This is a genomic window from Sphingopyxis sp., assembly GCF_965279755.1.
GTDB lineage: Bacteria > Pseudomonadota > Alphaproteobacteria > Sphingomonadales > Sphingomonadaceae > Sphingopyxis.
The window spans coordinates 2,202,388-2,214,911 of sequence record NZ_OZ257261.1 but is presented as its reverse complement, the minus strand read 5'-3'; the positions used below and the strand labels follow the sequence as shown (position 1 = coordinate 2,214,911).

General features: G+C 66.2%; 8 protein-coding genes. 5 read left to right on the top strand and 3 right to left on the bottom strand.

From position 1 onward, the window contains the following. Nucleotides 1–6 precede the first annotated feature (6 nt). Genes hutI through ACQY80_RS10885 form a run of 5 tightly spaced genes read left to right on the top strand, consistent with a single transcriptional unit; the run spans nucleotide 7 to nucleotide 5,759 of the window. Complete coding sequence (gene hutI, locus ACQY80_RS10905) at nucleotides 7–1,206, top strand: imidazolonepropionase (protein ID WP_428679259.1); 1,200 nt, start codon at nucleotides 7–9, stop codon at nucleotides 1,204–1,206. Next, nucleotides 1,203–2,732 (top strand): histidine ammonia-lyase, encoded by a 1,530-nt coding sequence (hutH, locus tag ACQY80_RS10900; protein ID WP_428679256.1) that lies wholly within the window; start codon nucleotides 1,203–1,205, stop codon nucleotides 2,730–2,732. The genes hutI and hutH overlap by 4 nt, the downstream gene beginning before the upstream one ends. Next, on the top strand, nucleotides 2,732–3,535 hold the full coding sequence (gene hutG / locus ACQY80_RS10895) for an N-formylglutamate deformylase (protein WP_428679253.1): 804 nt from the start codon (nucleotides 2,732–2,734) through the stop codon (nucleotides 3,533–3,535). Before hutH ends, hutG begins: the two co-directional genes overlap by 1 nt. Then, on the top strand, nucleotides 3,532–5,196 hold the full coding sequence (gene hutU / locus ACQY80_RS10890; protein ID WP_428679250.1) for a urocanate hydratase: 1,665 nt from the start codon (nucleotides 3,532–3,534) through the stop codon (nucleotides 5,194–5,196). Before hutG ends, hutU begins: the two co-directional genes overlap by 4 nt. Beyond that, nucleotides 5,193–5,759: a HutD/Ves family protein gene (locus ACQY80_RS10885; RefSeq protein ID WP_428679247.1), complete on the top strand. Its 567-nt coding sequence runs from the start codon at nucleotides 5,193–5,195 to the stop codon at nucleotides 5,757–5,759. The genes hutU and ACQY80_RS10885 overlap by 4 nt, the downstream gene beginning before the upstream one ends. Here ACQY80_RS10885 and ACQY80_RS10880 read toward each other — a convergent pair. From ACQY80_RS10880 to pgmB, 3 genes are all read right to left on the bottom strand, one after another. Further along, nucleotides 5,744–6,988, bottom strand: coding sequence for an MFS transporter (locus tag ACQY80_RS10880; RefSeq protein WP_428679245.1), 1,245 nt, complete (start codon nucleotides 6,986–6,988; stop codon nucleotides 5,744–5,746). The two genes, ACQY80_RS10885 and ACQY80_RS10880, sit on opposite strands and share 16 nt — an antisense overlap. A gap of 99 nt (nucleotides 6,989–7,087) precedes the next feature. Then, entirely contained in the window at nucleotides 7,088–9,451 is a 2,364-nt protein-coding gene (locus tag ACQY80_RS10875) for a TonB-dependent siderophore receptor (protein ID WP_428679242.1), read from the bottom strand. Then, nucleotides 9,445–12,408 (bottom strand): beta-phosphoglucomutase, encoded by a 2,964-nt coding sequence (gene pgmB, locus ACQY80_RS10870; RefSeq protein WP_428679239.1) that lies wholly within the window; start codon nucleotides 12,406–12,408, stop codon nucleotides 9,445–9,447. Before pgmB ends, ACQY80_RS10875 begins: the two co-directional genes overlap by 7 nt. Nucleotides 12,409–12,524: the final 116 nt, after the last annotated feature.

Sequence of the window (12,524 nt, the reverse complement as noted above, 5' to 3'; positions counted from 1 at the left end):
GGTTCGATGCACAGCGATCGCCTTTGGACCAATGCCCGCCTCGCGACGATGCAGGAGGGCCAGCCCGGACTGGGCGTGATCGAGCATGGCGCGATCGGCATGACGGCCGGCACGATCACCTATGTCGGGTCGATGGTCGACGCGCCGTCGGCGAGCGAGACGATCGATTGCGGCGGGCGCTGGATCACGCCGGGCCTGATCGACCCGCATACCCATCTGGTCTTCGCCGGCGACCGCATCGCCGAATTCGAGCTGCGCCTGAAGGGCGCCTCCTATGAGGAGATCGCGCGCGCGGGCGGCGGGATCGTCTCGACCGTCCACGCGACGCGCGCGGCGAGCGAGGCTGATCTGGTCACTAGCGCCCTGCCCCGCCTCGACGCACTGATCGCCGAAGGCGTGACGACGGTCGAGATCAAGTCGGGCTATGGCCTGTCGGCAGCGGACGAAGCAAAGATGCTGCGCGCCGCGCGCGTGCTCGGCGAGGTGCGGCCGGTAACGGTTCGCACGACCTTCCTCGGCGCGCATGCATTGCCGCCAGAATATGCGGGCGATGCCGACGGCTATGTAGACCTTGTCTGCGAGACGATGCTGCCCGCGATCGCAGCGGCGGGGCTGGCCGATGCGGCCGATGCCTTTTGCGAGGATATCGGCTTTACCCCGGCGCAGACCGAACGGGTGTTCGCGGCGGCGCGGACGCATGGCCTGCCGGTCAAGCTCCACGCCGAGCAGCTTTCGAACCAGCATGGCGCTGCACTCGCGGCGCGGCATGGCGCGCTGTCGGCCGATCATCTCGAATATCTCGACGAAGACGGCATCGCCGCGATGGCTGAAGCCGGTACCGTCGCGATGCTGCTGCCCGGTGCCTTCTATTTCCTTCGCGAAACGAAATTGCCACCCATCGCCGCACTTCGCGCCGCGGGGGTTCCGATCGCCCTCGCGACCGACTGCAATCCCGGCACCTCGCCGCTCACCTCGATCCTGCTGACGCTGAATATGGCGGCGGTGCAATTCGGGCTGACCGTCGACGAGTGCCTGCTCGGTGTGACACGCCACGCGGCGCGCGCGCTGGGGATGCGGGCCGAGGTCGGGACGCTGGAAGTCGGCAAGCATTGCGATCTCGCGATCTGGGACATCGAACGCCCCGCCGATCTGGTCGGGCGGATCGGCTTCAACCCGCTGCACCAACGAATCTGGATGGGACAATGACGAAGATAGTGATCACTCCCGGCGCGACCCCGCTCGCCGACTGGCGCGCGATTTACGAGGGCGCGAACGCCTCGCTCGATGACGGCGCATGGGACGCGATCGACGCCAGCGCCGCCGCGGTTGCACGGATCGTCGCAAAGGGCGCGCCGGTCTATGGCATCAACACCGGCTTCGGAAAGCTCGCGAGCGTCCGCATCGCCGCCGACGAACTGTCGACGCTCCAGCGCAATATCGTGCTCAGCCATGCCGCCGGAACCGGCGCGCCGTCACCGGCGAAGATCGTCCGGCTGATGATGGCGCTGAAGCTTGCCAGCTTTGGCATGGGCGCATCGGGCGTCAAGCGCGAGACGGTCGCGATGCTGGAGGCGATGCTGGCCAAGGGCCTGACCCCGGTCGTGCCCTCGCAGGGCTCGGTCGGCGCGAGCGGCGACTTGGCGCCGTTATCTCATATGGCCGCGGCGATGATCGGCGTTGGTCAAATCGAGGTCGGCGACAAAACGCTGCCCGCCGCCGATGCACTCGCTGAGGCCGGTCTCGCTCCGCTCGACCTCGGCCCCAAGGAAGGGCTCGCGCTGCTCAACGGCACGCAATTTTCGGCCGCCAATGCGCTTGCGGGACTGTTCCGCGCCGAGACCTTGTTCCGCTCTGGGCTGATCACGGGCGCGCTTTCGACCGAAGCCGCCAAAGGGTCGGACGCGCCGTTCGACGCGCGCATTCATGCGCTGCGTGGCCACGCCGGCCAGCGCGAGGTCGGCGATGCGCTGCGCGGGCTGATGGCGGGATCGGCGATCCGCGCCTCGCACGCGATCGACGATCCGCGCGTGCAGGACCCCTATTGCCTTCGCTGCCAACCGCAGGTGATGGGTGCAGTTCTCGACCTGCTGCGGCAGGCGGGAACGACGCTCGGCATCGAGGCCAATGGGGTTTCGGACAATCCTTTGATCTTCGCCGACACCGACGAAGCGCTGTCAGGCGGCAATTTCCACGCCGAGCCCGTCGCCTTCGCCGCCGACATGATCGCGATGGCGCTGTGCGAGATCGGCTCGATTTCAGAGCGCCGCATCGCGATGCTCGTCGATCCGGCGCTGTCGGGCCTCCCGGCCTTCCTCACCCCGCGCCCCGGGCTCAACTCGGGATTCATGATCCCGCAAGTCACCGCCGCCGCGCTGGTCAGCGAAAACAAGCAGCGGGCCTATCCCGCCAGCGTCGATTCGATCCCGACCAGCGCCAATCAGGAGGATCATGTCTCCATGGCTGCACACGGCGCACGGCGCCTGCTCGACATGGCCGACAATGTCAGCGCGGTGCTCGGCATCGAGCTCCTCGCGGCGTGCCAGGGCATCGACTTCCACGCGCCGTTGCAGTCGAGCGAGGCGCTCGAAGCCGCGCACAAGCATCTGCGCGCCGAGGTGCCGACACTCGAAGACGACCGGCATTTCCATCCCGATATGGAAGCGGCGACCGCTCTGATCCGCTCGGGCAGCCTTGTCGCCGCGGTGCCCGCCGGCCTTCCGGGCGTCGGCTGATGGACTGGCTGCGCGTCCATCGCGGCGACGCGCCGCTCGTCATCGCCTTTCCGCACGGTGGCACCGATCTGGCTGGCCTCGACGAGCAGTTCGTTTCGCCCTGGCATGCGCAGATCGACACCGACTGGTGGATCGCCGAGCTTTACGCCTTCGCCGCAGACATGGGCGCGACGCTGGTCGCAACCAACATTTCGCGCAGCGTCATCGACATGAACCGCGACCCGTCGGGGGCCTCGCTCTATCCGGGACAGGCGACGACCGAGCTGTGCCCGACAACGACCTTCGACGGCGACCCGCTCTATCGTTTCGACCGGCCGGACGAGGCCGAAATCATGCAGCGGCTGCACTCCTGGCACCGACCCTATCACGACACGCTGACCGAGGAACTAGATCGCCTGAAGGCGGCACACGGCCGCGCCGTGCTCTACGACGCGCATTCGATCCGCAGCCATGTCCCGCGCCTGTTTGACGGCGAGCTGCCCCAGTTCAACATCGGCACCAATGGCGGCGCGACCTGCGCGCCCGAACTCGAAACCATCGTCGCCAACATCTGCGCCGCGAGCGGCCACAGCCATATCGTCAACGGCCGCTTCAAGGGCGGCTGGACGACGCGCCACTATGGCCGCCCCGACGAAGGTATCCATGCGATCCAGATGGAGCTCGCCCAGCGCGGCTATATGGCCGAGCCAGACGCGATCACCCACGCCAACTGGCCCTCCCCCCTCGACCCCGATCCCGCGATCCGGCCCGTGCTGGAGCAAGTGATCGCCGCGACCCTCGATTTTGCGAAAGGACGAACATGACCCGTCTCGACAACAGCCGCGTGATCCGCCCGGCAACCGGCCCCGAGATCAGCGCCAAAAGCTGGCTGACCGAAGCCCCGATGCGGATGCTGATGAACAATCTGCACCCCGACGTCGCCGAGGCCCCGCACGAGCTGGTCGTCTATGGCGGCATCGGCCGCGCGGCGCGCGACTGGGAAAGCTATGACAAAATCGTCGAGACGCTGAAGCGGCTCGAAGGCGACGAGACCCTGCTGATCCAGTCGGGCAAGCCCGTCGGCGTCTTCCGGACGCACGAGAATGCGCCGCGCGTCCTGCTCGCCAATTCGAACCTCGTTCCCGAATGGGCGAACTGGGACCATTTCCACGAGCTCGATAAAAAGGGCCTGATGATGTACGGCCAGATGACCGCGGGCAGCTGGATCTACATCGGCAGCCAGGGTATCGTTCAGGGCACTTACGAAACCTTCGTCGAAATGGGCCGCCAGCATTATGGCGGCAGCCTCGCCGGTCGCTGGCTGCTCACCGCCGGTCTCGGCGGCATGGGCGGCGCGCAGCCGCTGGCGGCGGTGATGGCGGGGGCGAGCTGCCTCGCGATCGAATGCCAGCCGAGCCGCATCGAGATGCGCCTGCGCACCGGCTATCTCGACAAGCAGGCAGGAAGCATCGACGAGGCGATCGCGATGATCGAGGCATCTCACGCCGAGGGCAAGCCGGTCTCGGTCGGCCTGCTCGGCAACGCCGCCGACGTGCTGCCCGAAATGGTCCGCCGCGGCATCCGCCCCGACCTGCTCACCGACCAGACCTCGGCGCATGATCCGGTGAACGGCTACCTCCCCGCCGGCTGGACGCTCGACGAATGGTTCTCGAAGCGCGAGAGCGACCCCGCCGCCGTCGCGAAAGCGGCAAAGGCCTCGATGGCGGTGCATGTGCAGGCGATGCTCGACCTGCAGGCCGCGGGCGTTCCGACCACCGACTATGGCAACAACATCCGCCAGATGGCGAAGGATGAGGGCGTCGAGAACGCGTTCGACTTCCCGGGTTTCGTCCCCGCTTATGTCCGCCCGCTCTTCTGCCGCGGCATCGGTCCGTTCCGCTGGGCGGCGCTGTCGGGCGATCCCGAGGATATCTACAAGACCGACGCCAAGGTGAAGGAGATGCTGCCCGACAACGAGCACCTCCACAACTGGCTCGACATGGCGCGCGAGAAAATCCGGTTCCAGGGCCTTCCCGCGCGCATCTGCTGGGTCGGGCTCGGCGACCGTCACCGGCTCGGCTTGGCGTTCAACGAGATGGTCGCGAGCGGCGAACTCAAGGCCCCTGTCGTGATCGGCCGCGATCATCTGGATTCGGGCTCTGTCGCCTCGCCCAACCGCGAGACCGAAGCGATGCGCGACGGGTCCGATGCGGTGTCCGACTGGCCGCTGCTCAATGCTCTGCTCAACACCGCTTCGGGCGCGACCTGGGTGTCGCTGCATCATGGCGGCGGGGTAGGCATGGGCTATTCGCAGCACAGCGGCATGGTGATTGTCGCCGACGGCACCCCCGAAGCGGCAAAGCGGCTCGAGCGCGTGCTGTGGAACGACCCCGGCACCGGCGTCATGCGCCACGCCGACGCCGGCTATGATATCGCGCTCGACTGCGCGCGCGAAAAGGGTCTGGACCTGCCCGGCATCCTGTGACGACGGGCCCCCGCTTTCTGCCCGCAAAGGAGCGTATTGCGCGGCCGTGGAAGAATGGCGGCGGGGTCACGCGCGACATCGCCGTCTTTCCGGAGGGCACCGGCGACACGGCTTTCCTCTGGCGCACGAGCGTCGCGGCGATCGCGGCGCCGGGCCCGTTCTCGTCGTTTCCGGGAATCGATCGCGCGTTCCTGTTGCTCGACGGCGAGCTGGCGATCACGGTCGGCGGTGCGGACACGCGGCGCATCGATGCCGACGCTACCCCGCTGGTTTTCGGTGGCGAGCAGCCCGTACATGCCGAGCCCGGGCGCGGCGGATGCGTGGCGCTCAATGTCATGACCCGTCGCGGACGGGTTTCGGCAAAGCTTGACCGGTGGAGCGCGGCGCGGCCTACCTCTGCCGACGCGCTGTTAGTCGTCAGTCCGGCATCTGCAGCGATCACCTGCGGCGACACGGTCTTCGATCTTGCCGCCGGCGATGCACTACTCCTCGATCATCCGGCCGGCCTGTCGGCCATCGAGGGCGCCGTTATTGCGATCAAGCTGTTCTACGCGGCAGGCTGAACCGCTGCGTTTTTCGTGATCTGCCGCCGCAACAGGAACAGCCCGCCCGCGAGGAGAGCGGTCGGCACGAGCATCAGCGTGAAGGCGGTGCGCCCGTCGAGATGCGCGAACAACTGGCCGGTAACCAGCGATCCCGTGGTGCCGCCCAGCGCTGAAAAGACGACGACGAGGCCCATCAGCGGCGGATGCTGACGGCCGGGCATCGCGCTCAGCATCACCGAGATGATCGTCGGATAGATGGGCGCAAGCGCGATGCCGATCATCGGGAACAGGAAGGCCGCGATCGGCGCATCGCTCCAGTTCACGATCGGTCGGGGCGACAATCCGTCGGCGAGCGGCAGGACAAGGATGATCAGCGCCGCGAGCAGCGTAAGGCAGACGTTGAGCACCGGATACCAGTCGAAGCGCGCCATAACCGCCCCGGCCCCGAAGCGGCCGATTGCGATGCACGCGGCGAACAGGCTCGCCGCCTGAACGCTCATCTGCGCGGGCAGGTGCAGCACCTCGTTGTTGAAAACCGGCAGCCAGGTACCGATCCCCTGTTCGATCAGGACGAAGACGAAGGCGCAGACGATGAAGACGAGCACCAGCGGCAACGCGGCGAGCCGCAGCATCGCGAGCATCGGCGCGCGTTCGGGTTCTTCCGGCGTCTCGCCTTCCTGGGTGGGTCGCTCGTCGACCGGCGCCGAAAGGAGAAAGGCCAGCGCGAGCGCGGGAATGATCGCGAGCACCCAATAGGCGCCCAGCCAGCGCAGCCCCTGGGGATCGATGAAGGCGCTGAACACCCAATAGGAGGACAGCACCCCGACCATGAACATGCCCTCGATCAGGCTGGTCAGGCTGGCGTGGTGACGCGCGTCGCGGGTGACGAGGCCGATCATCGAATAGACGACGACCTTGGCGACCGCAAAGGCCGCGCCGACCAGTGCGAAGTGCAGCCGCGCGACATCGAAGCTGCCGAAGAGCGGCATCAGGATGCAACCGGCGATGGAGAGGACGAGCGCCGCGATCAGCGCCCGCTTGAGCCCGATACGCGGCAGATAGCTTGCGGTCAGGAATGATACCACCGCGATCGTGATGTCCTTGAAGCCTTCCAGCGTGCTCGCCTCGGGCTTGGTGACATGGAAACTCGAAATCGACTGGAGGATGACCGTCCCGACGCTGTTGAGCAGCATCGCAAAGGCGACGTAGGTCAAGATAAGTGCGGCGATCAGCCGTGTCCGTGCCATTTCCGTCCCCCGAGCCCTGAATAAGAAGGGGTGGCCGCGAAGAGGCCGCGACCACCCAGTAGGAGAGTTACGAAAAGAGGTCGATCCCCTCCACGCCTCTTAGAATTTATAGGCTGCGCTGAAGCGGAACGACCGGCCGAGGATCGGCCGCGCGTTGACGACTTCGCCGCCGGTCTGGCCCAGCGTGCGCGGATCGCCCTCGGTCAGGCCGACCTTGTCGGTCAGATTGTCGGCGGTGACCGCGAAGCTGAGCGCGCGGTTGACGTCGAAGGAGACGCCCGCATCGATCTTGAAATAATGCGGCAGGCTCTGCGTGTTCGCCGTGTCGGAGAAGCGGTCGCCGATGTAGCTGAAGGTCGAGTAGAGCGAGACCTTGCTGTCGTTGCCGAACTCGAAATCATACGATGGGGTCACACGCCACTGCCACTTCGGCTGACGCTGGACGCGATTGCCGCTGAGGTCGATCGTGCCGCCGCCCGCAAAGAAGTTGCGATATTTGGCATCGAGCCAGGTGCCCGAGAAGGCGACGGTGAAATTGTCGACCGGGCGCAGCTGGCCTTCGAGTTCGATGCCCGTGCTGCGCGCACCGCCGATGTCGGCGACCGGCGCGCCGTTCTGGATGACCGTGGTCACCAGTCCGCTGAACTTCGTGTGGAACAGCGTGGCATAGAGCGACACCAGATCGGTGCGGACCTTGATCCCGCCTTCATAGTTATCGACGCGCGGCGAGACGAAGATGCCGTCGCGCAGATTGTCGAAGAAGGGGTTGGTGTTGCCGCGGTTGTAGCGGACATAGGCGCCGACCTGCGACGAGAAGTCGTAGTTCAGGCCCGCCGTCCACGACCATGCGCCCTTCTTGTAGGCAATGTTGCGGAAGGTGCCGTTCAGCACCGCCGTGCCATTGTTGTAGAGCGTATCGGGGTTGTTGTCGGTGTCGACCGAGCTGTTATTCTCGATCGACCCCGTTGCGCGGTAATTCTGATACCGGATGCCGGCGTCGAAGCGCAGTTCGGGTGTGATCTGATATTCGTCGATCGCATAGAAGGCATATTCGCGGCCGTCATAGGCGGCGTTGACGTTGAAGAAGCTGCCCTGCGTATAGCCGTTGCTCGATGCGACCTGGCCGTTGGCGAGGGTCAGGTTGAGCAGGCGGCCGTGGTTCTCCGCCGTCAGCAAATGGACGTTGCCGAGGTTCCACTGATCGTTCGACGAGAAGTCGGAATAATAGCCGCCGACGGTGAACTTGTTGTTCCCGCTCGCCCACTCGATGTTCAGATCGTTGGTGAAATCCTCGATCTGCTTGCGCACGATCCAGGTACCGGCGCGGATCACCTGCTGCGTTCCGGCAACGGTCTGGCCGCCGTTGACATAGGTCAGGCTGCCGACCGTGCTGCCGAGCGACGCGGCATAGGCGTTGGCGGTCGTCGCGGTGCTGGCGGGGACAAGGCCGGTCGTGTCGGCATCGCCGTTGAGGTAGCTCGCGCGATAGCGGAGTTGCAGCCCGTCGCCGAGTTCGTAATCGAAGTTGGTGCCGATGTTGATCAGCTTCGCGCCGCGGCCGTCGGCGAGGTCGGCGCGGGTGCCGTCGGGCAGCGTGCTGAGGCGTGTTTCGGGGCCCGCGAGCGCGCCGGTGCCGGGATCGATGTTGCCGAACTGGCGGACCTTGTTGCCGTCGCGCACGACGGGGATCGGCAGCAGCCACTGGCCATGATCGTTGAGATAGCGCGCGAAGACGAGGATCGACCCCTTGTCGAGATCGTGGCGGACGTTCGCAGTGATCTGGCCACCCTTTTCGGCGGTAAAGCCGGGATTACGGATGCCGTGACCGCTCGAATAATAGCCGCCGACCATGAAGCTGGTATTCTCGCCCAGCGGGCCCGACAGGACGAGGTCGCCGCGGACATCGCCATAGTCGGTGATGCCGGCCTTCACGAGGCCTTCGAAATCGCGGCCGCCTTCCTTCTGGACGAAGTTGACGGTCAGTCCGGGCTGGCCGTTGCCGAACAGCGCGCCGGTGCCGCCGCGCACGGCCTCGACCCGCGCGATCGTTTCGTCGATGCGGATGAGCTGCGTGTTCTCGAGGAAGGACAGCGTCGGGGGCGAGAAATAGGGAACGCCCTGCGTCGTCAGCGTCACGAACTCGGCGTCACCGCCCGAGGGGTAGCCGCGCACGAAGATGTTCGCGCCGTTCTGGCCGCCCGAGCTTTCGGCCGACACGCCCGGGATGACCTTGAACAGATCGGCGGTGCTGTTCGGTGCCGCCTTGGCGATCGCGTCGGCGGTGATGTTGGTGATCGCGAAAGCGGCCGCCTGGCGATTGATGCCGCCCCCGGCGGTACCGGTCACGATGATTTCGTCGCTCGCGGGGGCGGCGTCGTCAGCTTGAGGCGCTTCTTGGGCAAAGGCGGCCGTCGGCAGCGCGAAGAGCGCGATCGACGCCAGCAGATGGGTCCGGTTCAACATGAGATTTCCTCCACTTTATCTGGTCTGGTTGAAAGGCTGCCACCCGACGCCGAGTCCCGTTCTGTCGACAGGATCTGGCTGACCGAAAGCTGGCCGATGGCGGGGACGTTGAGGTCGGCATCGGGCAGCGCCTCTTCAGACCCGATGCCAATGGCCGCCATGCCCGCCGCATGGATGGCCGAAATTCCGGCGCGCGCATCTTCGACGCCGATGCACTGCGCTGCGGTCAGGCCCATGCCCTGGGCACAGGCCAGAAAAATGTCGGGGGCCGGCTTCGCATGCGCGACCGCGCCCGCATCGGCGATGAAATCGAACTGGTCGGCGATGCCGAGCAGCCGCACGACGTCGGGGGCGTTGCGGCTGGCCGAAGCGAGCCCGATCCGCAACCCGGCAGCGCGCAGACCGTCGAACAGGTCGCGGACACCGTCGAACAGGTTCGCGGGCGAATAATCCGCAAGCCGTGCGCGATATATGTCGTTCTTTTCGGCGAGCATCGCCGCGAAGGCATCGGGGTCTACCGTCGCGCCCGAATGGTCAAGGATCAGGCGAAGCGAGCCTGCCCGGTCGACACCCTTCAGCCGGTGGTTGGCTTCGCGGTCGAAGGAGAAACCATGCGCGTCGGCGAGGGCCTGCCACGCCTGATAATGATCCTCTGCCGTATCGGTAAGGACGCCGTCGAGGTCGAAGATGACGCCTTTCAGCCCCGGCCGCGATACGAAAAGAGGATCCGCGCCAAGGGTCAGCGAACGGCCATGGTCGAGGATGGCGAGCGGATCGCCCGACAGCAGGCGATAGGTACAGCCCACCGTATCGACCGCGAGTTCGATCACGCTGCCCTGCCATTGCAGGCGAAAGCGGTAAGCCTGCCACGCGGCGGGAAGCCGGGGCCGGAACGACGGCACCGCGCCGTCGAGGCGGAGCCCGCCCCAGCCCTGCGCCAGCACCAGCCAGCTTCCCGCGAGCGCGGCCATATGAAGTCCGTGCGAGGTGTTGCCGTGGCGGTTCTCGAGATCGACGAACGCGCATTCGCGCAGGAAGCCGAGCGCCGCAGCCTCGTCACCGAGCCGTGCCGCGGTGATCGCGAAGGACACCGACGACAGCGTCGAATCATGCGTGGTGACACGCGAATAATAGTCGAAATTCCGCTGCTGGCGCGAAACCGGCGTTTCGACGAGGTCCATTGCCATCGCCTGGACGACATTGCCCTGCTTCGCGACCTGATGGCGGAACAGGATCATCGGGTGATAGCGCATGAGCAGCGGCCCATGGCGATCACCCGATGCCGCAAGACCCGGCAATTCGGGGCGACCCAGAAACGCATCGTCCTGCGGATTGATATCGAGCGCCGGGTCGACCGGCAGCCACATGGCGTCGGCCGCCCTTCGCCAGTCGGCGACCTCACCATCGTCAAGGCCGATCGCGCTCGCAAGCGCGGCGAGCTCGCACCGCGAGCGCAGCCAGTCGGCGGTGTCGGCGGCAAAAGCCAAATGCCGGCACGCAATGGCGTTGGTGTAGAAATCATTGTCCACCAGCGCCGAATATTCGTCGGGGCCGGTCACGCCATGGATGCAGAAGGCGCCGCCGCGGCGCGGATCGAAGGCACCGATCTCCAGCCACATGCGCGCCGTTTCGAACAGCATTTCGGCCGCTTCGGTCCGAAAGTCCTCGTCACCCGACGCCGCGACGTAAAGCGCGAGCGCGTAAGCGATGTCGCCGTTGATATGATATTGCGCCGACCCCGTCGGATAGTGCGAAGAGCATTCGTCGCCCGCAATCGTCCGCCATGGATAAAGCGCGCCCCGCGTATGACCCAGCGCTTTCGCATGGGCACGCGCGCGGTCCAGCTTGCCGATGCGATAGGCGAGCAGCGTCTTCGCCCTTGCGGGCGCCTGCAAGGCGAGCACGGGCAGCATGAAAGTTTCAGCGTCCCAGAAATAATGGCCTTCATAGCCTTCGCCGGTCAGGCCCTTGGCGCCGATGCTGTGGCCCGGATCGCGGCTCGCCGACTGGTGGAGCTGAAAAAGGTCGAAACGCAGCGCAGCGGTCAACGTATCGTCGCCGTTGACCGCGAAAGCCGCGCTGTCCCACAGCGCCTGCATTGCAGCGCGCTGCCTTTCGGCAATCGCGTCAAAATTCGCGGTGACGTCGTCCAGCGCGACGAGATCGACCGGGCCTCTGCGGGCCGCAGCCAGTGCGACCACGCGGTCGATCGTCAGGGTGCCGCCGGCGACCAGCTCGCCTCGCACGACATGACCGGCGCCCACCGCTGCAACCTCTGCGGCCGGGCTGATCACATGCTGGCGATAGGCGAGCTCGACGGCACCCTGCGCGAACCGGATGACGGACGGCGTGTCACCCGGCTGCGAAGGAAGGACGGTCCAGACCGGGCGCAGCCGGGCCGAAATGCGCGGATCGTCGGCCTCGGCATCCCCGGCACCCGCACCTTCATAGCCATAGGTCAGCGAGGCCTGGATGCTGCCGGCGAAATCGAGCGGGCGGATATGGATGCGCGACGCGACGCAGGCGGCGCCACCAAGCGGCACGATACGCTCGGCCGCAATCTCGATCGTCCGGCCGTCGACGAGCCGCCAGCGCGACACGCGCGAGAGGCTGCCGGTCGCGAAGTCGAGGGCGCTTTCGGTTTCGGCCAGTTCTGCTGTGGCAAAGTCGACCGGCTCACCATCGACATGGAGGCGGAGCAACAGCGGGCTGGGGCAGGCGACGCGCGTGTCGGTCGCGGTCGCATAGCCGGGAAAGCTCTCATGATAGGTGATCGGCCGGCTGATATAGGCATCGGGCAGATAGGCGGCGGGCGCCGTGGCCAGCTCGTCGATCACGCCCCCGACGCCGACCAGTCCATTGGCGAGCGCGAACAGCGCCGCCGCCTGATCGCCGACCGCGTCGGCACCGCGCCGGACGAGCCGCATCGTTTCAGGGGAATGCTCAGAAATCGCCACTTAGTCCTCACCCGTGGCCAAGGCTCACCGGCCCCAGCTTCTGGATGCGATGTCCCGCAAAATGGTATCGATGTCAAGATATCGATACCATTTTGTGATAGACCGGCCTCATCCGG